The 21,668-nt window shown below is 65.5% G+C and carries 22 protein-coding genes and 1 rRNA gene; 2 read left to right on the top strand and 21 right to left on the bottom strand.

The genetic code is table 11. The features are described 5' to 3' along the window. Positions 1-428: ribosomal RNA gene (locus H977_RS0112665) — 16S ribosomal RNA — on the bottom strand; the annotation flags it as partial. Positions 429-878: 450 nt separating this feature from the next. Continuing rightward, positions 879-2,135: a UDP-N-acetylglucosamine 1-carboxyvinyltransferase gene (murA, locus tag H977_RS0112660; protein ID WP_029108218.1), complete on the bottom strand. Its 1,257-nt coding sequence runs from the start codon at positions 2,133-2,135 to the stop codon at positions 879-881. Between the two features lie 98 nt (positions 2,136-2,233). Between murA and H977_RS0112655 the strand changes: the two genes are divergently transcribed. Beyond that, positions 2,234-2,812, top strand: a complete 579-nt coding sequence (locus H977_RS0112655; RefSeq protein ID WP_029108217.1) for a cob(I)yrinic acid a,c-diamide adenosyltransferase — start codon at positions 2,234-2,236, stop codon at positions 2,810-2,812. On the opposite strand, the gene H977_RS0112650 is transcribed toward H977_RS0112655, so the two are convergent. From H977_RS0112650 to fadD1, 16 genes are all read right to left on the bottom strand, one after another. After that, the gene (locus H977_RS0112650; RefSeq protein WP_029108216.1) at positions 2,806-3,252 is read right to left on the bottom strand and encodes a DUF2550 domain-containing protein; all 447 of its coding nucleotides are present in this window, start codon (positions 3,250-3,252) and stop codon (positions 2,806-2,808) included. The two genes, H977_RS0112655 and H977_RS0112650, sit on opposite strands and share 7 nt — an antisense overlap. Positions 3,253-3,267: 15 nt before the next feature. After that, entirely contained in the window at positions 3,268-3,633 is a 366-nt protein-coding gene (locus H977_RS0112645; RefSeq protein WP_029108215.1) for a F0F1 ATP synthase subunit epsilon, read from the bottom strand. A 63-nt stretch (positions 3,634-3,696) separates the two neighbouring features. Next, on the bottom strand, positions 3,697-5,124 hold the full coding sequence (gene atpD / locus H977_RS0112640) for a F0F1 ATP synthase subunit beta (RefSeq protein WP_029108214.1): 1,428 nt from the start codon (positions 5,122-5,124) through the stop codon (positions 3,697-3,699). 41 nt (positions 5,125-5,165) lie between these two features. Next, complete coding sequence (locus tag H977_RS0112635; RefSeq protein WP_029108213.1) at positions 5,166-6,089, bottom strand: F0F1 ATP synthase subunit gamma; 924 nt, start codon at positions 6,087-6,089, stop codon at positions 5,166-5,168. 7 nt (positions 6,090-6,096) lie between these two features. After that, the gene (gene atpA, locus H977_RS0112630) at positions 6,097-7,746 is read right to left on the bottom strand and encodes a F0F1 ATP synthase subunit alpha (protein WP_029108212.1); all 1,650 of its coding nucleotides are present in this window, start codon (positions 7,744-7,746) and stop codon (positions 6,097-6,099) included. Positions 7,747-7,808: 62 nt separating this feature from the next. Further along, complete coding sequence (locus H977_RS0112625) at positions 7,809-9,146, bottom strand: F0F1 ATP synthase subunit B/delta (protein ID WP_029108211.1); 1,338 nt, start codon at positions 9,144-9,146, stop codon at positions 7,809-7,811. Next, entirely contained in the window at positions 9,147-9,662 is a 516-nt protein-coding gene (locus H977_RS0112620; protein WP_029108210.1) for a F0F1 ATP synthase subunit B, read from the bottom strand. 9 nt (positions 9,663-9,671) lie between these two features. Further along, a complete protein-coding gene (locus H977_RS0112615; protein WP_003885300.1) occupies positions 9,672-9,932 on the bottom strand; it encodes a F0F1 ATP synthase subunit C in 261 nt (86 codons plus the stop codon). An 89-nt stretch (positions 9,933-10,021) separates the two neighbouring features. Further along, entirely contained in the window at positions 10,022-10,798 is a 777-nt protein-coding gene (gene atpB, locus H977_RS0112610) for a F0F1 ATP synthase subunit A (protein WP_029108209.1), read from the bottom strand. Between the two features lie 10 nt (positions 10,799-10,808). Continuing rightward, complete coding sequence (locus tag H977_RS0112605; protein WP_029108208.1) at positions 10,809-11,255, bottom strand: ATP synthase subunit I; 447 nt, start codon at positions 11,253-11,255, stop codon at positions 10,809-10,811. A gap of 266 nt (positions 11,256-11,521) precedes the next feature. Continuing rightward, positions 11,522-12,766, bottom strand: coding sequence for a glycosyltransferase family 4 protein (locus H977_RS0112600; RefSeq protein ID WP_502691168.1), 1,245 nt, complete (start codon positions 12,764-12,766; stop codon positions 11,522-11,524). 10 nt (positions 12,767-12,776) lie between these two features. Further along, positions 12,777-13,439: an L-threonylcarbamoyladenylate synthase gene (locus H977_RS0112595; RefSeq protein ID WP_029108206.1), complete on the bottom strand. Its 663-nt coding sequence runs from the start codon at positions 13,437-13,439 to the stop codon at positions 12,777-12,779. A 30-nt stretch (positions 13,440-13,469) separates the two neighbouring features. Next, a complete protein-coding gene (gene prmC / locus H977_RS0112590; RefSeq protein WP_029108205.1) occupies positions 13,470-14,315 on the bottom strand; it encodes a peptide chain release factor N(5)-glutamine methyltransferase in 846 nt (281 codons plus the stop codon). Next, positions 14,312-15,394, bottom strand: a complete 1,083-nt coding sequence (gene prfA / locus H977_RS0112585; protein WP_029108204.1) for a peptide chain release factor 1 — start codon at positions 15,392-15,394, stop codon at positions 14,312-14,314. Before prfA ends, prmC begins: the two co-directional genes overlap by 4 nt. An 87-nt stretch (positions 15,395-15,481) precedes the next feature. Further along, on the bottom strand, positions 15,482-15,724 hold the full coding sequence (gene rpmE / locus H977_RS0112580; RefSeq protein ID WP_029108203.1) for a 50S ribosomal protein L31: 243 nt from the start codon (positions 15,722-15,724) through the stop codon (positions 15,482-15,484). Positions 15,725-15,880: 156 nt separating this feature from the next. Further along, positions 15,881-17,434 carry a fatty-acid--CoA ligase FadD1 gene (fadD1, locus tag H977_RS0112575; protein ID WP_029108202.1) on the bottom strand — a complete coding sequence of 518 codons (1,554 nt, stop codon included), beginning with the start codon at positions 17,432-17,434 and terminating at the stop codon, positions 15,881-15,883. A gap of 132 nt (positions 17,435-17,566) precedes the next feature. Between fadD1 and H977_RS0112570 the strand changes: the two genes are divergently transcribed. Further along, complete coding sequence (locus H977_RS0112570; RefSeq protein WP_029108201.1) at positions 17,567-18,172, top strand: TetR/AcrR family transcriptional regulator; 606 nt, start codon at positions 17,567-17,569, stop codon at positions 18,170-18,172. Here the strand turns inward: H977_RS0112570 and H977_RS33010 are convergent. From H977_RS33010 to rho, 3 genes are all read right to left on the bottom strand, one after another. After that, positions 18,133-18,738: a PadR family transcriptional regulator gene (locus H977_RS33010; protein WP_036475754.1), complete on the bottom strand. Its 606-nt coding sequence runs from the start codon at positions 18,736-18,738 to the stop codon at positions 18,133-18,135. The two genes, H977_RS0112570 and H977_RS33010, sit on opposite strands and share 40 nt — an antisense overlap. Continuing rightward, on the bottom strand, positions 18,726-19,436 hold the full coding sequence (locus tag H977_RS0112560) for a DUF8817 family protein (protein ID WP_029108200.1): 711 nt from the start codon (positions 19,434-19,436) through the stop codon (positions 18,726-18,728). The genes H977_RS33010 and H977_RS0112560 overlap by 13 nt, the downstream gene beginning before the upstream one ends. Positions 19,437-19,526: 90 nt before the next feature. Beyond that, the gene (gene rho, locus H977_RS0112555) at positions 19,527-21,641 is read right to left on the bottom strand and encodes a transcription termination factor Rho (protein ID WP_029108199.1); all 2,115 of its coding nucleotides are present in this window, start codon (positions 21,639-21,641) and stop codon (positions 19,527-19,529) included. Positions 21,642-21,668 lie beyond the last annotated feature (27 nt).

Here is a 21,668-nt window from a genome sequence, read left to right as displayed (position 1 = left end):
GAGGTTTACAACCCGAAGGCCGTCATCCCTCACGCGGCGTCGCTGCATCAGGCTTGCGCCCATTGTGCAATATTCCCCACTGCTGCCTCCCGTAGGAGTCTGGGCCGTATCTCAGTCCCAGTGTGGCCGGTCACCCTCTCAGGCCGGCTACCCGTCGTCGCCTTGGTAGGCCATTACCCCACCAACAAGCTGATAGGCCGCGGGCCCATCCCACACCGCAAAAGCTTTCCACCACACACCAGGAAGTGCGTGGTCATATTCGGTATTAGACCCAGTTTCCCAGGCTTATCCCAAAGTGCAGGGCAGATCACCCACGTGTTACTCACCCGTTCGCCACTCGAGTACCCCGAAGGGCCTTTCCGTTCGACTTGCATGTGTTAAGCACGCCGCCAGCGTTCGTCCTGAGCCAGAATCAAACTCTCCAAACAAAAACAACCCAACCCAAAGGCCAGGTGGAATTCGAATCAGAAAAATCCGATCACAAACAAAAGACACCAACAAACTGGCATCAAAAAACAACAACCACACCCTAAACGGGAAAAAGAGCGTGGCCAAAAAACAACAAACAAAAACCACCAAACACACTATTGAGTTCTCAAACAACAGACATTTCTTCTTTGTCACCCTGTTTTGGGGCAACCCCACCAGCTTAATTACATCTTTGCCGGCAAGTCAAGTTGCTTCATCCTGGCTTATTTCATCCGGTCTGAGGCAACCTCGCCAGCTTAGTATGTTCTCCGCTGGCCTGTCAAGTCGCTCCGGTTCGGGGTGTTTCACCCGCTCCGCGGCGACTTCAAAAGATTAGCGCGCGCCAGCCTTCAAGGTCAAATCGCCTGGTCAGCGCCATTTTGTCCCGTAGACCGGCTCTCACGAGCTGCCTACGAGCCTACTCTTTCGATCTCAGCTCCGAGGCTCAACAGGTTTTCTACGAACAACGGGTATCCGCGGTCGATGTGAAACACGTCGTGGACCTCGGTTTCTCCGTCGGCGACCAAGCCGGCGAGCACCAAGCCGGCGCCGGCCCGAATGTCCGAGGACCACACCGGGGCACTCGACAGCTGGGGGATCCCCCGCACGACGGCATGATGTCCATCCGTGCGCGCGTCAGCCCCCAGCCGGATCATCTCCTCGACGAACCGGAACCGGGCTTCGAAGACGTTCTCGGTGATCATCGACGTGCCGTCGGCCACCGCCGCGAGCCCGATCGCCATCGGCTGAAGGTCGGTAGGGAACCCTGGGAACGGCAGCGTCGCCACGTTCACCGCTTTGGGACGCTCGTACTGAACCACCCGGAAGCCGTTGTCGTTCTGGGTCACGGTGGCGCCGGCGTCATGCAACTTGTGGAGCACCAGCTGCAGGTGCTGCGGGTCGACCCCCGTCACCGAGATGTCACCACGCGTCATCGCTGCGGCGATCCCCCACGTGGCCGCGACAATCCGATCACCGATCACCCGGTGTTCCGTGGGATAGAGCCGCTCGACACCGGTGATGGTCAGCGTGGATGTCCCCGCTCCGCTGACCTGGGCGCCCATCTGGTTGAGCATCGCGCAGATATCGACGATGTCGGGTTCTCGGGCCGCGTTGTGGATCGTGGTGACGCCTTCGGCCAGGACCGCCGCCATGAGGATGTTCTCGGTCGCTCCCACCGACGGGAACTCGAGCTGGATCTCGGCACCTCGCAGGTGGTCGGCTTCTGCCACCACGCAACCGTGTTCGATGTTGCAGGTCGCACCCAGTTGACGAAGCCCGGACTGGTGCATGTCCAGGGGCCGGGACCCGATCGCATCACCACCTGGCAGCGCCACCTTGGCCTTCTTGCACCGGCCCACCAGTGGGCCCAGCACACACACAGAAGCGCGGAACTGACGGACAGCCGCGAAATCGGCATCGTACTTGGGCTCATCGGGCGACGTGATGCGGACGGTATCGCCGTCCAGTTCGACAGTGGCGCCCAACCCCCGCAGGACCTCCGCCATCAGCGGCACATCAAGGATGTCGGGGCAATTGGTGATGGTGCTGGTGCCCTCGGCCAGCAACGAGGCCGCCATCAGTTTCAGCACACTGTTCTTCGCGCCACCGACAGCAACTTCGCCTGATAACCGGTTTCCTCCGGTCACCAAGAAACGCTCGCTCACGCCGGTTAGTGTAAACAGCCTGCCGTCGAGATTCCGCCTGCTCGGACAGATCCGGCGGGCCCAGCCAGCCGTGTCCTCACGCCCGGTACGGTTCAGCTATGGCGGTTCATCTCACGCGTATCTATACCCGCACCGGCGACGACGGCACGACGGGGCTCAGTGATTTCAGCAGGGTTTCGAAGAATGATTCGAGGTTGGCGGCCTATGCCGACTGTGACGAAGCCAACGCTGCCATAGGGGTCGCAGTCGCCCTCGGCGAACCCGATCAGCAAATCCTCGACGTACTGCGACAAATCCAGAATGACTTGTTCGACGCCGGCGCGGATCTGTCGACGCCGGTCGTGGAGAACCCTGAGCACCCGCCACTACGAATCTCGCAGGCCTACATCGACCGACTCGAAAAGTGGTGCGACGAGTTCAACGACGCGTTGCCCGCCCTGAGTTCGTTCATCCTGCCCGGTGGCAGCCCCTTGTCGGCGCTGCTGCACGTTGCGCGGACTGTTGCTCGCCGTGCGGAGCGTTCAGCCTGGATTGCGGTGCAGGAGCACGGTGATTCGGTGAGCGTCCTGCCGGCGAAGTACCTCAACCGGCTGTCGGATTTGTTGTTCATCTTGTCGCGGGTGGCGAATCCGGACGGGGATGTCCTCTGGAAGCCGGGCGGGTCAGTAGATCAGTAATTGCGCCGCCGAGCCCGCGGGGATGGCCGGGATTCGAGCCACGAGGTGAACGCCGTCAGTGCGCCCCGGTCCAGAGCGATCTCGTAGCCCTGCCGGCGCTCCGGGCCTTGGTCGCGTAGTTCGAGAATGACCGTTGCATCCGTCATGATGTCGAATTCGTCGCCGCGTGGGGCGCGGCGCGACACCACTTCGAGCCCCCGGCGACTCAATCGTCGGTCAGGCCACCACCGCATGCTGGACAGCCGGTAGAAGCCCGCTTCCCCACCGCGGTAGCGCATGACACCGTGGCGCCAGCCTTGGCCGCCTTCGGCGGGAAAGTCGCGCAGGATGGCAGCTGTTCCGCCCACCTGACGCAGCTTCCACAGTCGGTAGCTCAGGGCGGCGACGACCAGCAGCAGAACGCAGATGAGCGCGACCATGCCGATCATGGGCGCGCTCATCTGTCGTCTCTGTCGTCAGTCGATCTGGCCGATGGCGCGCAAGCGCGCCCGACCCCATGCCGCTGTCTGCTCGTCGTCGGACTCCGCGTCCCGCTTGGCAGAGTCCGCGTCGATCTCGGATTCGAACTGAGCGTTCTCCACCAAGATGCGGACCGTCTCCTCGGTGACCGACAGGAAGCCGCCGTCGATGGCGATACGCAGGTCGTCCTCACCCTCGCGCTCGACCCGAACCATCGCGTCGTCGACGAGCTGCGCCACCAACGGAATGTGCCGCGGCAGGATGCCGATCTCACCAGCGGTGGTCCGGGTGAAGACGAACGTGGCGCTGCCGGACCAGAGCTCACGCTCGACCGCAACGATCTCGACGTTCAAATCAGCCATGTCACACCGCCTTTCGCATAGGAGGACTCAACTCAACCCATTGGTTCTTCGCGCAAGCGCTCATCACAGCTTGGCGCCGAGGCTTTCGGCCTTCTTCGCCAGGTCGTCGAGACCACCAATGAGGAAGAACGCCTGCTCGGGCAGGTGATCGAACTCGCCCTTGGCCAGCTTGTCGAAGGCCTCGATGGTCTCCTTGAGCGGCACGGTCGAACCCGGCTGGCCGGTGAACTGCTCGGCGGCCATCATGTTCTGGCTCAGGAAGCGCTCGATCTTACGGGCGCGGTACACCAGCACCTTGTCCTCTTCCGACAGTTCGTCGATACCGAGGATGGCGATGATGTCCTGAAGATCCTTGTAGCGCTGCAGGATCCGGATGACTTCCTGGGCGACGCGGTAGTGCTCGTCGCCGACGACGCTGGGGTGCAGGATCGTCGAGGACGAAGCCAGCGGGTCCACCGCGGGGAAGATGCCCTTGGAGAACACCGCACGCGAAAGCTCGGTGGTGGCATCGAGGTGGGCGAAGGTGGTGGCCGGTGCCGGGTCGGTGTAGTCGTCGGCGGGCACGTACACGGCCTGCATCGAGGTGATCGAGCGACCACGGGTCGAGGTGATGCGCTCCTGGAGCTCACCCATCTCGTCGGCCAGCGTCGGCTGGTAACCCACGGCCGAAGGCATACGACCCAGCAGGGTCGACACCTCGGAACCGGCCTGGGTGAACCGGAAGATGTTGTCGATGAAGAGCAGCACGTCCTGGTTCTGCTCGTCGCGGAAGTACTCGGCCATGGTCAGGGCCGAGAGGGCGACGCGCATACGGGTGCCTGGCGGCTCGTCCATCTGGCCGAACACCAGCGCGGTGTCCTTGAGCACGTTGGCATCGGCGAGCTCGACCCAGAGGTCGTTGCCTTCACGGGTGCGCTCACCCACGCCGGCGAACACCGAGGTGCCACCGAAGTTGCGGGCGATACGGTTGATCATCTCCTGGATCAGAACCGTCTTACCCACGCCGGCGCCACCGAACAGGGCGATCTTGCCACCACGCACGTATGGCGTGAGGAGGTCGACGACCTTCAGACCGGTCTCCAGCATCTCTGTGCGGGGCTCCAGGTCGGCGAAGGCCGGCGGCTTGCGGTGGATCGACCAGTGATCGAAGTCCTTGCCGTAGCCGGGATCGTCGAGGCAGTCGCCGAGGGCGTTGAACACGTGGCCCTTGACGCCGTCACCGACCGGAACCGAGATGGAGGCGCCGGTGTCGCGGACGTCGGTGCCACGCACCAGGCCGTCGGTGGGCTGCATGGAGATGCAGCGCACCAGGTTGTCGCCGAGGTGCTGGGCAACCTCGAGCGTCAGGGTCTTGGCGAGCGCGCCATAGCTGATGTCGGCGTGCAGCGCGTTGAACAGCTCGGGCACTGCACCGCGCGGGAACTCGATATCCACCACCGGGCCGGTGATGCGGACTACGCGGCCCGCGGTCTTTTCTGCAGTAGCAGTCATTCTCTCTTCGCTTTCCTACGAGGCTTTCGTCTTTGGTCCGGCTAGCGCGCGTCGGCCAGCGCGTTCGCGCCGCCCACGATCTCGCTGATTTCCTGGGTGATCTGCGCCTGACGTTCGCGGTTGGCCGCGAGCGTCAGTGCCTTGATCAGATCGTCGGCGTTGTCGGTGGCCGACTTCATGGCGCGCCGGCGCGAAGCCGACTCCGAGGCCGCGGCCTCCAGCAGCGCCGCGTACACGCGGGTGGCGATGTAGCGCGGCAACAACGCATCGAACAGGTTCTCGGCGTTCGGTTCGAACGAATACAGCGTGTGCGGACCGGTTTCGGCCTCACCGACGTATTCGACGACCATCGGTGCGACCCGCAGCGCCACCGCGGTCTGCGACAGCATGGACCGGAATTCGGTGGACACGATGTGGAGTTCGTCGACGCCCAGGATGCCGTCGGCGCCGGCGTCATCGCCCTCGTCGTCAGCGCCGGACATGAACGCCTCCACCAGGGTGTCGGCGATCTCCTTGGCATTCTCGTAGGTGGGCCGCTCGGAGAATCCGGTCCACGACTCGGTCACCGGGCGCTGCCGGAAGCTGTAGTAGCCCAGAGCTTTCCGGCCGACCACGTAGAGCACCGGATCTTTGCCCTCTTCCCGCAGCAGCGAGAACAGTTCCTCGGCCCGACGTAGCACGTTGGCGTTGTAACCGCCGCAGAGGCCGCGGTCCGAGGACACCACGAGGACACCGGCCCGCTTGGGGGTCTTCCGCTCGACGAGCAGCGGGTGGTCCAGCGCACTGGCACCCGCAAGCTCGGTGAGCATGTTGGTGATCTCGGTGGAGTAGGGCCGGGCCGCGTCGACCCGGGCCTGCGCCTTGGCGATCCGCGACGTGGCGATCAGCTCCTGTGCCTTCGTGATCTTTTTGATCGACGAGGCGGATTTGATGCGTCCGCGTAGTTCGCGAAGTGTGGCTGCCATTGGTTACCTAGGCCTTCTTGGGAGCAGGCTTGCGGACCTTGACCGATTCCTTCTCCAGGTCCTCGGGGTCCAACGCGTCAGTGCCGGCCTCCTTGACAACCACGGAGCTGCCGTCGGTGGCGGCGAAGCCCTTCTTGAACTCGTTGATGACCGAGACCAGCTTCTCCTCGTTCTCCTCGGAGAGCTTCTTGGTCTCCTTGATGCCCTTGAGGATGTCGGAGTGGCTGGCCTTGACATGCTCCAGCAGCTCGTCGACGAAGCGTGTGACGTCCTCGGCCGGAACCGAATCCAGGTGGCCCTGGGTACCGAGGAAGATCGAGACGACCTGGTCCTCGACCGCCAGCGGGCTGTACTGCGCCTGCTTGAGCAGCTCCACCAGGCGCACACCACGATCCAGCTGAGCCTTGGAGGCCGCGTCCAGATCCGAGGCGAAGGCCGCGAAGGCCTCCAGCTCGCGGTACTGCGACAGATCCAGACGCAGCGAGCCCGCAACCTCTTTCATGGCCTTGATCTGCGCGGCGCCACCGACACGGGACACCGACACACCGACGTTCACCGCCGGTCGCACGCCCTGGTTGAACAGGTCGGACTCCAGGAAGCACTGGCCGTCGGTGATCGAGATGACGTTGGTCGGGATGAACGCCGAGATGTCGTTGGCCTTGGTCTCGATGATCGGCAGACCCGTCATCGAACCGCCGCCGAGTTCGTCGGACAGCTTGGCGCAACGCTCCAGCAGACGGGAGTGAAGGTAGAAGACGTCGCCGGGGAATGCCTCGCGGCCCGGCGGGCGGCGCAGCAGCAGCGAGATGGCGCGGTAGGCGTCGGCCTGCTTGGAGAGGTCGTCGAAGACGATCAGCACGTGCTTGCCGTCATACATCCAGTGCTGCCCGATGGCCGAACCGGTGTACGGCGCCAGCCACTTGAAGCCGGCGGGATCGGAGGCAGGGGACGCGACGATGGTGGTGTACTCCATCGCGCCGCCCTCTTCCAGCGCGCGCTTCACGCTGGCGATGGTGGTGCCCTTCTGGCCGATGGCGACGTACACGCAGCGCACCTGCTGCTTGGGGTCACCAGTCTCCCAGGCCTCACGCTGGTTGAGGATGGTGTCGACGCAGACCGCGGTCTTGCCGGTCTTGCGGTCACCGATGATCAGCTGACGCTGGCCACGGCCGATCGGGGTCATGGCGTCGATGGCCTTGATGCCGGTCTGCAGCGGCTCGGACACGCCCTGGCGCTGAACCACCGACGGGGCCTGCAGCTCGAGGGCGCGCCGCTCCTCGGCGGCGATGTCGCCCTGGCCGTCGATCGGCTGACCGAGCGGGTTGACGACGCGACCGAGGAAGGCGTCGCCGACAGGCACCGAGAGGACCTCGCCGGTGCGCTTGACCTGCTGGCCCTCTTCGATCTTCTCGAAGTCACCCAGGATCACGGCGCCGACGCTGTGCTCGTCGAGGTTGAGTGCCACGCCCAACACACCGCCCGGGAACTCGAGGAGCTCCTGGGTCATGACCGAGGGCAGACCCTCGACGTGAGCGATGCCGTCACCGGCGTCGATGACGGTGCCGATCTCTTCACGCTCGGTGTCGGCGGAAAACGAGGATACGTAGTCCTCGATGGCACCTTCGATATCAGCAGCCGAGATTGTCAACTCTGCCATGGTTTTTCGTCTTCCTACCTTGTTCTTGGGGTGGTTCTGGGTTCGTGCCGGGGCTGGACTCGTCAGTCCGGCAGCTGAGTGGCCGCTGCGGCCAGTCGGGACGAGATCGAGCCGTCGATCACTTCGTCACCGACGGTGATCGACAGACCACCGAGCAGTTCCGGGTCGACGTGCAACTGCACCGACACCGGGTGTCCGTAGATGCGGGTGAGCACCTCCGACAGCCGGGTGCGCTGGGCATCGGTCAGGTCAGCCGCGGCGGTCACGTGAGCGACCACCTCGCCACGGCGGGACACCGCGAGCTCGGCGAGATCGATGACAGCCTCATCTGCGCGCTCGCCGCGCAGCAGTCCCACAGTCTGGGTCAGCAGCGCAGCTGCCGTCCCGTTCGCCGCCGCGCTGCCGGAAAGGACCTTGTTCAGCAAGGCAACCCGGCCATCGGTCGGGGTGGTGTAGTCACTGAGCAGGGCGGAAAGCCGCGGCTCGGCGTCCAGCAGGCGGCCGAACCGGAACAGCTGGTCCTCCACCTCGTCGACCTCACCGGTGGTCTCGGCGCGCTTGAGCAGCGCCAGACGCGCGGTGTGTTCGATCGCGTCGACCAGGTTCGATTCGGTCGACCAACGCTGCGAAACGGCGGTGCGCAGCAGATCCAGTGCGGTGTCGCCGACCTTGCCCGACAGCAGACGGTCGAGTAGCGCGACCTTGGCGGAAGCGTCGTCGCTCGGCTGAGCCAGGTGCCTGATCAGCACCGACTCGGACAGCAGCAGCTTGGCCACCGAGGTCAGCTCGTCGGCCAGAGTGGTCAGGCCATCGGCGTCCAGACCGCTCGCGATGGAGTCGAACTTGTCGACCAGGACCGACAGCGACTCGCGGCTGGCCGCACGCAGCTTCGCCGTCGCGGCGGTGTCGATCATCACCGACGACGGGGCCATCTGCTCGAGTTCGGCGAGGAACCGGTCGACGGTGGCCGCCTGTGCGGCCGGGTCGGCGACATGCGCCCGGACCAGAGCGTCGGCCTTGGCGACCGACTCCGATCCGAGGCCGGTCCGCAGCTGGCGGATGAGCTGCTGGCGCATCAGCTGAATCTGCTGAATGCCCTGCGCCTTGATCCGCTCAGCCTCCGTGCCCGCCTGCTCGGCCAACTGAGCGGTGATCCGCTCGGAGTCCTGCGAGGCCTCCTGGGTCACCTTGGCCGATTCGGCCTTGGCGTCGGCGAGTGCCTTGGCGTGCATCTCATCGGCCTCGGCGAGCTTCTTCGCCGCATCGGCGCTCTCGGCGAGGGCGACCCGCACGGCTTCCTGCTGCTTCTGCATCAGGCTCCGTACCGGCGGCACCACCCACTTGATGATGATGTAGGCGATGACGGCAAAGCCGATCAGCTGCCCGATAAATATCGACATCTACTGCGTCCCACCTGATTTCACGTCGACGCCCAAAATTCGATTGGCCAGTGTCTGCGAGAGTCCGTCCACCGACGACTCCAGACCCGACCGCACCTCGGCACCCTGGGCAGCAAGCTGCCCATCGGCCTGGCGCACATTCTCGGCCACCTCGGTGCTGGCCTCGGCACGCTTGGCATCGACCACTTCGCGGCCCGCTGCGCGGGCCTCGTCGCGAATGGCCGACGCCTGGGTGCGAGCCCCGGCCATCGCCTCGTCATAGTCCGCCTGTGCCGCGGCCACCTGTTCGGCTGACTTCCGATTGTCGGCGGTGGTCTTCGCCAGCATCGCTTCGCGCTCTGCCAGCACCTTGCCGACTGGTGGCACAACCCATTTCGCGATCACAGCAAGCGTGATCAGGAAAATGAGCAGCACGGCGAAGAAGGTGCCGTTGGGGACCAGGAAGTTGCTCTGGCCCCCACCGCCTTCCTCGGCTGCCTGGCTTGCAGCCAGGATCGTTGCGCTCAGTTCACCCATGCTGATGGACTACTGCAGGCCCGGGGTGGCGAAGACGAACAGCGCCATGAAGGCCAGGTTGATGAAGTACGCGGCCTCCACCAGACCGACGGTGATGAAGAACGGGGTGAACAACCGGCCCTGGGCCTCGGGCTGCCGGGCGATGCCCGAGATCAGCGCGTTACCCGCGATACCGTCACCGATACCGGCGCCGATGGCGCCGCCACCCATGATCAGACCGCCACCGATCAGCGCGCCGGCCGTGATGAGGGCGTTGGGGTCGAGATTCATTCCTTTTATCCTCCTTGATAACTGGTGGCTGCGCCGCCAGGAGTTCGTGTGGTGCAGTTGTTAGAGCTCAGTAATCCGGTTTGTCGTGCTCAGTGCTCGTCATGGTCCAACTCCATCGACTGGCTGAAGTACAGGATCGTCAGCAGCGAGAAGATGAAGGCCTGGATCAGGCCGACGAACAAGTCGAAGGTCTTCCAGATCGCGTTGGGTGCCCACTGGATGTACCAGGGGAACATCGCGATCAGCGAAACGAGGATGCCGCCGGCGAAGATGTTGCCGAAAAGACGGAGGGCCAGCGAGATCGGCTTGGCGAGTTCCTCGACGATGTTGATCGGCAGCAGCGCGGGGACGTGCCCCTTGAGCACCTTGACCGGGTGGCCGATGATGCCGCGCCGCCAGATGCCGGCCGCGTGGTAGCAGACGAACACGAACAGGGCCAGCGCGAGCACGAAGTTGATGTCGGAGGCCGGCGGCTTGTACCACTCGGCCGCTGCGCCGTCGGGTCCGCCGTACTGCAGCGGCAGCACAGACAACCAGTTGGACACCAGGATGAAGACGAAGATCGTCACCGACAGCGGCAGCACGAACGGCGCGACCTTCATGCCGATCGCGGCCTCGATCTGGCCGCGCATCTGGATGGTCAGGGCCTCCCAGAACAGCTGCACACCGCCCGGCACGCCGGTCGAGGTGACCATCGCGCGAAGCACGAATGCCAGCGCGATCACGATCACCGCGGTGACCGCGGTGGCCAGGATGGTGTCACCGTTGAACGTCATCCCGAACAGCTCGAACACCATCGTGTGGTGGCCGACGTGGATGGCGGCGCCACCCTCTTCGGCAGCGAGCACGGTCGTCGTCTGAGACATATAGGTCAGCTCAACCCTTCGATTCCGTATCCAAGACATCCAGGCCGTTCGAGCGGATCTTCCGCAGCACGGGGATGCTGGTGCTCATCACCAGCAGAGCCTGGAAAATCGCCAGCCCGAACAGCACCGCGATGCCGCCCGAGGTTTTGAAGACAAATGCGATGCCGAGCGCGATCGCGGTGATGATCAGCAACCGACTCGCGGAGTTCACGGCCATCTTCTTCTTCAGCGGGTGGTCTTCGGCCGTGATCGATTCGACGGCCCGGCGCACCAGCAAGGCGTTGACCAAGCCGAGGGCCAGGCCGACACCGAAGAAGACGCCGAAGAAAATGTGTCCGGTGAATCCGGCGGCCACGACGGCCAGCGCGGTCAGAACGACGCAAACGATCAGGAGACGCAGCGGCCGGAAGGCCACCGACGGGAACACCAACGGCGCGTCTTGCGCTGGCGTCGTCACTGCTTCACCCCAATCCCGCTGTCACGAAAAACTGCACCCACGGAGATGCCAACGGCCGCTATCCCCTGGCAAAACCCTGTGCATTCCCGCCGAGAATATCGGAGGGCTGCGGGCGGGCTCGAATCACCCACGGGGTAGCTCCCTTTGTCGGTCGTGGATCGGCACCTGACGGTTCGTCGAACCGATGGGCCGGGCCGGCAACCCGCGAGGTTTTTCGGGTTCTGGCAGCACCCTAACACATGGTAGGCACCCCTAAACGTGGCCTACTACTTTTCGTCGTACTTCGCTTCGCGCTCGTCCTCGGAGGCTTCGCTTCCCCGTTGCAACAGCGGAATCAGAGTCACCACGATCGCCACCAGAATGGCCGCCGCGACGACCGCTCCGGTATAGCGGGGATCGAAGAAAATCGTCGCTGCCGCGCCGAACGCGATGATTCCGACCCATAGGTAGATCAGCAGCACGGCACGTCGATGCGAGTGCCCGATCTGCAGCAACCGGTGATGCAGATGCATCTTGTCGGGACTGAGCGGGCTGCGGCCGGCCCGGGTGCGCCGCACGATGGCCAGCAACGTGTCCAGCGCCGGCACCAGCATCACGGCGATCACCAGCAGGAACGGCGACATCAGCGCGAACACGTCGCGGGCGCCGTAGGCGTTCTGCGAGATCGGCCCCGCAGCCGTCGTCGACGCCGCTCCCAGCATGAGACCGATCAGCATGGACCCGGAGTCGCCCATGAAGATCTTGGCCTTGTGGAAGTTGTGCGGCAGGAAACCCAGGCAGGCACCCGCGAGCACCACCGAGATCACCGCCGGCGGGTAGAACAGGACGTCGCCGCCGTGATCGCGCAGCAGCCCCACCGAGAACACGCAGATGGCCAGGGCGGTGATGAGGCCCAGGCCTGCCGCCAAGCCGTCGAGCCCGTCGACGAAGTTCATGGCGTTGATGATCGACACCGTGAGCGCGAGCGTCAGCAGGATCGAGGACACCTGGTCGAGGACGATGGTGCCCACTCCCCCGAACGGGATGTAGAGCACGCTCCACGCCACACCCATCGTGACCAGAACGCTGGCCGCGGTGATCTGCCCGGCGAACTTCGTCAGCGCATCCAGGCCCCAGCGGTCGTCGATCAGCCCGATGGCCATGATCAGCCCGCCGGCCACCACCACCGCCGGCATACCGGTCGAGTAGACGAATCCCCGGGTCAATGCCGGCAGCTGAGAGGCCAGCAGTACCGCGGCGGCGACCCCGATGTACATCGCCAGGCCGCCCATCCGCGGAATGGGGTGCACATGGACATCGCGTTCACGGGGATAGGCCACGGCGCCGAGCCGGATCGCCACCACACGCACCCAACCCGTGGCGAAGTAGGTGATGATGGCGGCCGTCAGCCCGACCAGAGCCAGCTCACGGAGCGGCACACCGGCGCCCCGGTCCGACAGCGCGAGGAGGCCGGTATTGACTGCGGGGATCACTGCGTCACCGGCCGACATCACCGGTGAACCGTACTGCAGCAAGCTGAGATCACTCCGTAGGTGTTGTTGTGAGCGTGGATGTTTCCACGCCGACGACCCTAGCGATGTCCGCCGCGCTGATCGGGCCGGTCCGAAGGATGCGTGGCTGGTCGCCGGTGAGGTCGACGATGGTGGACGCGGCCTGTTGTTCGGCGGGTCCACCATCGAGATAGACCTCGACCTTGTCGCCGAGTTGCTCGTGAGCCTCGGCCGCGGTCACCGCGGCGGGCCGGCCCGAGACGTTGGCGCTGGACTGTGCCATGGGACCCACCTCCCGCAGCAACTCGATGGCCACCGGGTGCAGCGGCATCCGGAGCATGACGCTGCCGTTGGCGTCCCCGAGATCCCACTGCAGTGACGGCGCCTGCGTAACCACGAGACTCAGTGCACCGGGCCAGAATGCGCGGATCAGTTCGCGGGCGGCCGCGGGCACCGAATAGACCAGCCCATCGATGGTGTTCCACGAACCGACGAACACCCCGACCGGCATGTTGCGGCCCCGGCCCTTGGCGGCCAGCAGCGCACCTACCGCCTCGGAGTCGAACGCGTCGGCACCGATGCCATAGACGGTGTCGGTCGGCATCACCACGAGGCGGCCACCCTTGACAGCGCTGATCGCTGACGCGATACCGGTCGCACGCTGATCGGCGTCGGTGCAATCGAAGATGGTCATGTCGGCTCCCCGGTCGGTGCGCGCATCAACTCAGCTTCTCCCAATCCGGGTCGCCGTCACAAAGCGGGGTCGCCCTGCGAGGTCACGGCGCGCGGTGACCTCGGTGAAATGCCCGTCGCGCTCGAATGTGTCGACCGACAGCCCGGACGTGGTGTCGTCGTGCTCGACGGCGCATAACGCCCCGTCGCGCAACCAGCGGGCGGCCAGCGCGACGATCGGCCGGATCACCGACATCCCGTCGGGGCCGCCGAACAACGCGACTGCGGGATCATGTTGGGCCACTTCGGGTTCCAGTTCCGCGGCCTCCGGGATGTAGGGCGGGTTGGAGACCAGCAGGTCCACCGTGGCATCGAGTTCGGGCAGCAGACCGGGCGCGGTGACGTCGGCGTCCAGTATCTCGACACGGGTCCCCGCCGCGTTGCGCCGGGCAAATTCCAGGGCGGTGGGCGAGTTCTCCACGGCGAGCACCCGGGCGTCTGGCCACCGGGTGGCCAGCCCCAACGCCAACGCGCCCGAACCCGTGCACAGGTCGACGATCAACGGATTGTCGGGAAGCTGTCGTACACAGGCCCATTCGAGCAGCGCCTCGGTCTCCGGGCGCGGAATGAACACGCCGGGCCCGACCGTGAGTGTCAACGGGCCGAACGGCGCGGTCCCGACCAGGTGTTGCAGGGGAACCCGGCGAGACCGGGCGGCGACGAGCTCGTCGTAGGCCTGCTCGAACCGTTCATCGGGATCGTCGAGAAACATCAGCCGGCCGCGGTCGACACCCAGGACGTGCGCGGCCAGTAGTTCGGCGTCGATGCGCGGGGAGGCGATGCCGGCGGCGGCCAACCGTGCTGCTGCCGCCGCGACCGCCTGCCGCAGGCGTGTCATGCCTGCTGCTGCAGCCGGGCCTGTTTGTCGGCGGCGCCCAGCGCGTCGAGCAGCGCGTCCATGTCCCCGTCGAGCACCTGGTCGAGGTTGTGCGCCTTGAAGTTGATGCGGTGGTCCGCGATCCGGTTCTCGGGAAAGTTGTAGGTGCGGATCCGTTCACTGCGATCCACCGTGCGGATCTGGCTGGCCCGGTCGGCCGATGCGTCGGCCGACGCCTGCTCTTCGGCCAGTGCCTGCAGCCGAGCGGCGAGCACGACCATGGCCCGGGCCTTGTTCTGCAGCTGGGACCGCTCGTTCTGGCACGTGACCACGATGCCGGTGGGCAGGTGCGTGATGCGCACCGCGGAGTCGGTCGTGTTCACGCCCTGTCCGCCCTTGCCCGAGGACCGGTAGACGTCGATGCGCAGATCGGATTCGTCGATCTGGACAGCCTCGACATCTTCGGGCTCGGGATAGACCAGGACGCCTGCGGCCGAGGTGTGCACCCGGCCCTGGGATTCGGTGACGGGCACCCGCTGAACGCGATGCACACCACCCTCGAACTTCATCCGCGACCACACGCCGTCGGCCGAGTCGCCCTTGCTCGCGATGGTGATGGTGGCGTCCTTGTAACCGCCGAGGTCCGACCACGTCTCGTCGAGCACCGTGACGGTCCAGCCGTGACGCTCGGCGTACCGGATGTACATCCGGGCCAGGTCAGCGGCGAACAGTGCCGATTCCTCCCCGCCTTCCCCGGACTTGACCTCCAGCACGATGTCATCGGCATCGTGCGGGTCGCGGGGTGCCAACTGATCGGTCAGCTGGGCGTCGAGTTCGGCGACCTTGGCGCTCAGCTCGTCCACCTCGGCGGCGAAGCTGGCGTCGTCGGCGGCGAGTTCGCGGGCAGCCTCGAGGTCACCGCGGGCGGTCTCCAGCTTGCGGTAGGTCCCGACGACGGGCGAGATCTGGGCGAACCGCCGACCCACCTTCCGGGCAGCTGCGGCGTCGGCGTGCAGGTTGGGGTCGGACAGTTGGCGCTCGAGGTCGGCATGCTCAGCCAGCAACGCCTCGATCGCCGGGGCCGTATCAGTGCCGGTCACTGTTCGCTCCTTCCCGAAATCCGCCGTGAAACGAGAACAGCGCCCGGATCTGACGCGAATGCGACAGATCGGGCGCTGTTGACGTAGCTACTTGTCGGCTGCGGCAGCCTGATCGCCGGCAGGCTTGCGCTTGCCGTACCGCTTCTCGAAGCGGGCCACGCGGCCGCCACTGTCGAGGATCTTCTGCTTGCCGGTGTAGAACGGGTGGCACTGCGAGCAGACCTCGACCACGATCTGGCCGCTCTGCTTGGTGCTACGGGTGCTGAAGGTATTGCCGCAACCACAGTGCACCGTGGTCTCGACATACTCAGGATGAATGCCTGTTTTCATGGGTTCCTCTTCAATCGTTGGCCCGGGTCGCCCGCAATTCGGATGGACGTGAACCGGGACCGAGGGTCGGCGGTCCATTATGCCAGGTCAACCGCCAACCTCCTAAACGCCCGACGACCGGGGCCTATTCCCTGGCCGGTGCCGGCGACAGCTCCGTCAAATTTGCGTGTAGACCGTGCCGTCCCGCTTCCACAGCACCCGCCCGGCCGGATCGGCGCCGAGGGCCACCAGCTCACGCTTGAGGATCTTGTTGGTCGCGGTGCTGGGCAGATCGTCGGCGAGCCAGATGTACCGTGGCCAGGCCTTTGGCGAAAGGTCCGGCTGAGCGGCGAGGAACTCGGTGAGCCCGTCCGGTGTGAGGCGCTGACCGTCGCGCAGCACGATGGCCGCCATCACCTGGTCTCCGACGAATTCGTCGGGCACCGGATAGACCGCCACGCGACTGATCACCGGCTGGCGTAACAGGATTCGCTCGATCGGGGCCGCGGTGAGGTTCTCGCCGTCCACCCGCATCCAGTCCGCGGTGCGGCCGGCCAGGTAGATCCAACCATCGGCATCGCGGTAGGCCAGGTCCCCCGACCAGTACATGCCGTGCCGCAGCCGTTCATCGGTCGCGCCCTGATCGTTGTGGTAGCCGCGGAACATCCCGCTGCCGTTGGTGTTGACCAGCTCTCCGATGGCGGCATCGGCGTTGACCAGGGCACCGGTGTCGTCGAATGTCGCGACCTCGCATTCGGTGACGGTCTCCGGGTCGTAGATGGCGACCCCCGGGAATCCCTGGCCGACGCTGCCGGCCGGCGTGCCTTCGGAGCGGGTGATGATGATCGCCAGTTCGGTCGAGCCGAAACCGTCCCACACACTGCAGCCGAACCGGCGGCTGAATTCATCGATGTCACGGTCGGCGGCCTCGTTGCCGAAAGCCACCCGCAGCGGGTTGTCGTGATCGTCGGCCTGCTCGGGAGTGGCGAGGATATAGGCCAGCGGCTTGCCGACGTAGTTCATGTACGTGACGCCGTAGCGCCGGATGTCCGGAAGGAAGCCGGAGGCCGAGAACTGCGCGGGTGCCATGGCCGCGCCGGATCCGAGCGCAACACCCCATCCCGCGTACACACCGTTCGAGTGGAACAGCGGCATGGCCAGGTAACAGGTGTCCGCCTCGGTGAGGCCGTAGCGCTGCACCAACGCCGCGGCCGAGAACAACACGATGGAATGCGCCACCTCGACGGCCTTGGGCTCGCCGCTGGTCCCCGAAGTGAAGATCATCATGAAGGTGTCATCGGGCCCCACCTCACGATGCGGGACGAGTTCCTGCGGTGACCACGCCGCCTCTGACACATCGACGACGGTGACGCCGGGAAGGTCGACACCGTCGAGCAGCTCACGGTGCTGCGGATCCACGAGCACGATCTGGCACTCCACCCGGGCGATATCGCGGGCCAGCGCATCGCCCCGACGGGTGTTGTTTATGCCGCACAGCACGTAGCCGCCGAGCGCCGCCGCCGCCAGCGCGGTGAGCATGTCGGGCGTGTTGCCCAGCAGCGTGCCGACATGCAGTGGACGCTGCGGATCGGTCATGCCGATCAACGTCGCCGCCTGGGCCTTCGCTTCGGCGATATGCTCGCGCCAGGTCCACGTACGTTCGCCGTACTTGACGGCGACCGTGTCGACTTTTTCGCGCTCGCGGAGCAACTGCTGCAGCGTTTCGGCCATCCGATGATCCCCAAGGCTAGTGAACAGATTGACAAAACTGTCTACCATGGCGTGGCACGACAAGAGACGTCCTTGGCAGAATCATGTACCTGATCCGCTCGCAGTCCACCCCAGGTCCAGGAGAAACGACAGTTGACCAGCACCACGACCCCCCGCAGCGTGCGCGACCGACTGCTCGACGCCGCAGAGGAGTGTCTGCGAACCAAGGGCATACGGGCGACCACAGTCTCCGAGGTGGCCGAGGCCGCAGGCGTTTCCCGCGGATGGCTCTATCGCCACTTTCCGGACAAGGTGACGCTGCTCGGCGCGGTGATCGTGCGCCTCAACGACACCTTCTGGTCGGAGGCGCATGCCATGCTCGAGCAGATCGACGGGCTGGATCGCCAGATGGCCTGGGGCGTCGGCAACGGCCTGCGGGCATACGACGACCCCGGCGCGGTGTTGATGAAACTCCGCACCGACGAACCCGAGGAATTCGCCGCGTGCGCAGGGGCCGGCGTACAGGGCTTGGTCCCCGACCTCGCAGAATTCTGGTCGCGTTACGTTGTCGCTGCCCGCGATCGCAGTGAGGTCCGCAGCGACATCGACACTGCAGAGGCATCGGAATGGATTGCCCGAGTGGTGATCTCGCTGGCAACCGTACCCGGCAACACGCTGGACCCCAACGACGGTGACGCCGTGCTGGCCCATGTTCGGCGCTATGTGATGCCGGGCTTGAAAGGCGATGCGGGTCCTTGAGCTTCGCCGGCGAACCTGAATTCGCCGGCCCGCACTCGGCCCAGCATCGCCTCGGTCCATCGCGCGTTGGCCCCGAACACACCACTCCACAGGTCGAGCAGATGGTGCGCGTGTGGGGGCTGTTCGGGATCGGGCCACTGGGGCTTCATGGCCTGCAGTTCCCCGGTGATCTCGCGGCTGACGGTCAGTTGTCGAGCCAGCAATTCGGCGACCCGACGCCGCGGCAGGCTGCACATGAAGGCGATGCCGGCTCCGAGTTCTTCGATATCAGGACTCACCAGCGCGGCCTCCAGCAGTCCGAAGAATTCGGTGTCCCCGGAGTCGGTGACGGCATAGACCGTGCGGGCGGGCCCGCGAGAACCGGCCTCCGACCGCACCGCCCGTAGCTTGTCCTCGCGCTCAAGCTGTTTGACCGCGTGGTAGATCGACGGTGGCTTGACCGCCGTCCAGGTGTCCACGCGCCACGACATCAGCTCCTGGTGCACCGCGTAACCGTGCGCCTCGCCGAGCATGCGCACCACGCCCAGGACCAGCAACCGGACCGTCGGCGCGGCTACGCCAGCCACCGCTGAAGATCCGTGATCGCTTGCAGTTCAAGTGCCACCGCATCACGCTCAGCCGGCGTCATGAACATCGAATCCAGCTCGGCGCGAACGGAATCGGCGGTCTCGTCGTCGCCGAGAGCAATGGCGAGCTCGATCCGGTCGGCCAGCGCCCTGGCCAGATCGATTCGCGGTGCGGTGTCGCGGTACCTGCTCAGCGCCGTATCGAGTGCCCGGGCCGCGAGCACGTCATCTTCCTTGAAGTCCCGAAAGATGGCGACGTTGTCGAGTGCTTTCGCCAGTCCGGACAGCAACCGTGAGCCGCCGTAGGTGATCGACGCCTCGTCGCGCCGGATGAACACCACACAGTTGCCCGACGGGTCGTACAGGCAGAACCGGCTCTGCCTGGGCCGCAACCGCCGGATTCTCGGGAGCCCGGACACCGGCAGTCGGTCGTAGTGGGCCCGCAAGCCGGCGGTGAAGGCAGCGTGATGACTGGCGACTTCGTCGACCATGACCAGACACCCGCCGGATAGTTCGTCGGCGGCGTTCAGTCCCGGCGCGGGCTCTTTGAAGTGCAGGTCGATACCGGCCAACGTGAACGCCAGATGCAGATAGGGCTTCGTCTGATGAGCGGAAGTATCGAAACCCAGGGCTCGATAGAACTCGATGGTCGGCTCCGGTGCAGTGCAGGGCAGCAGCGGGATTGTCGTGGGGGCCATGCCGTCATGGTAGTCAACGTTGAGTAATCACACCACGTACGCAAAAGGCCCCCGCCGGATGGCGAGGGCCTTGTGCGCGATCGATATCGGTCAGTCGACGTCCATGTTGCCCGGGGCAGTCTTGGAGACCTGCACCAGGAACTCGTAGTTGGTCTTGGTCTTGCGCAGCTGGCTCATCAGCAGGTCGATGGCCTGGTGGCTGTCCAGCCCGGACAGCACCCGGCGCAGCTTGTGCACGACGGCAAACTCGTCGGTGGAGAGCAGAAGCTCGTCCTTGCGGGTGCCCGACGGGTTGACGTCGACAGCCGGGAACACCCGGCGCTCGGCGATCTTGCGGTCCAGCTTGAGCTCGGCGTTACCGGTGCCCTTGAACTCCTCGAAGATCACGGTGTCACCGGTCGAGCCGGTCTCGACCATGGCCGTCGCGATGATGGTCAGCGAGCCGCCGTGCTCGATGTTGCGCGCGGCGCCGAGGAAACGCTTCGGCGGGTACAGCGCGGTCGAGTCCACACCACCGGACAGGATGCGACCTGAGGCCGGCGACGCGTTGTTGTACGCGCGTCCCAGACGGGTGATCGAGTCCAGCAGGACGACGACATCTTTGCCTTGCTCGACCAGGCGCTTGGCCCGCTCGATCGCCAGCTCGGCGGCCTGGGTGTGGTCTGACGGCGGACGGTCGAAGGTCGAGGCGATGACCTCGCCCTTCACCGAACGCTGCATGTCGGTGACCTCTTCCGGACGCTCGTCGACGAGCACCACCATGAGGTGGCATTCCGGGTTGTTGCGGGTGATCGCGTTGGCGATGTCCTGCATGATCGTGGTCTTGCCGGCCTTGGGCGGCGACACGATCAGGGCGCGCTGACCCTTACCGATCGGCATGATCAAGTCGATGACACGGGTGGTCAGCCGCTCGGGCGTGGTCTCCAGCCGCAGCCGCTGATTCGGGTACAGCGGCGTCAGCTTGGTGAAGTCGGGCCGGTTCTTGGCCGCCTCGACCGGACCGCCGTTGACGCTGTCCAGACGCACCAGCGGATTGAACTTCTGCCGCGGATTGTTGCCACCGCCCTCACCTTCGCGAGGAACCCGGACCGCACCGGTGACCGCGTCGCCACGGCGCAGACCGTTCTTGCGCACCATGTTCATGGAGACGTAGACATCGTTCGGTCCGGCCAGGTAGCCCGACGTGCGGACGAACGCGTAATTGTCCAGGACATCGAGGATTCCGGCGACGGGCTGGACGACATCGTCCTCGCGCAGCTCGGCCTCGTTACCGCCCTCGCCGCCACGCTCTCCACGGCGGCGACGGTCACGGTCGCGGAACCGGCGACCGCGGCGACCCTGACGGCCATCGCCATCGCCGTCGTCATCGTTGTTGCCCGAGGAGTTACCGCCCCGGTTCTGCTGGTTGTCCTGCTGATCGGACTGGTCGCGGCCCTGACCCTTGTCCTGCCGCTGGTCGCGCCTGTCGTCCTGCTTGTTATCGGACTGCTTGTTCTCGGCCTGCTTGTTTTCGGCCTGCTTGTTCTCGCCGTCGGCCTGCTCGCGCTTCTCGCGGCGGTCCTGGCGGTCGCGCTTGTCCTGCCGGTCCTGCTTGGCAGGCCTTTCCTGCGGCTCGGCCGCGGCCTTGGCGTCCTTGGTGTCGGCCTCAGCAGCGGAGTCCGACTTCGCCTCAACCTTGGCGGGCTCGGTGGCCGCTTCGCTCTTGGCGGCGTTGTCCTTGGCGGCGTTGTCCTTGGCGGCGTCGCCCTTGGCAGCGTCGCCCTTGGCGGCCTCGGCCACCGGAGCGGCGTCGGCTACCGGGGCGCCGGCCTGACGCGAGGAACCCCGACGCTCACGGCGACGGGCAGCGGGCTGCTCAGCAGCACCGGCGTCCGGTTGGACGTCGGCGGCTTGTTGAGTGGCCTGGGTGGCACCATTGGACTCGCCGCGATGGGCGCGAATAGCTGCGATCAATTCACTCTTGCGCAAACCGGACGCGCCTTCAACACCGATTTCCTTGGCCAGCGCTCGCAGCTCAGGCAGCACCATGGTCGACAGCGACGCGGGCCGGGCGCTCGAAGCGCGCCGCGCAGTGTCGGTTCCGGGCGCAGAGGCAGCAGCCGGCGTTGTGGCGTCAGCGGTCGCAGTGCTTTCAGATGTCACGGCGTTCTGCAGATCCCCAGCGCCATTTGCGCTGTCAGCCGTGAAGAGGTCCGTATCTGTCACGGATTTCCTTTCTTTCCCTCGCTCATC

It is taken from the genome of Mycobacterium sp. URHD0025 (genome assembly GCF_000426065.1).
Lineage (GTDB): Bacteria > Actinomycetota > Actinomycetes > Mycobacteriales > Mycobacteriaceae > Mycobacterium.
This window is presented reverse-complemented; position numbering and strand designations above follow the sequence as displayed.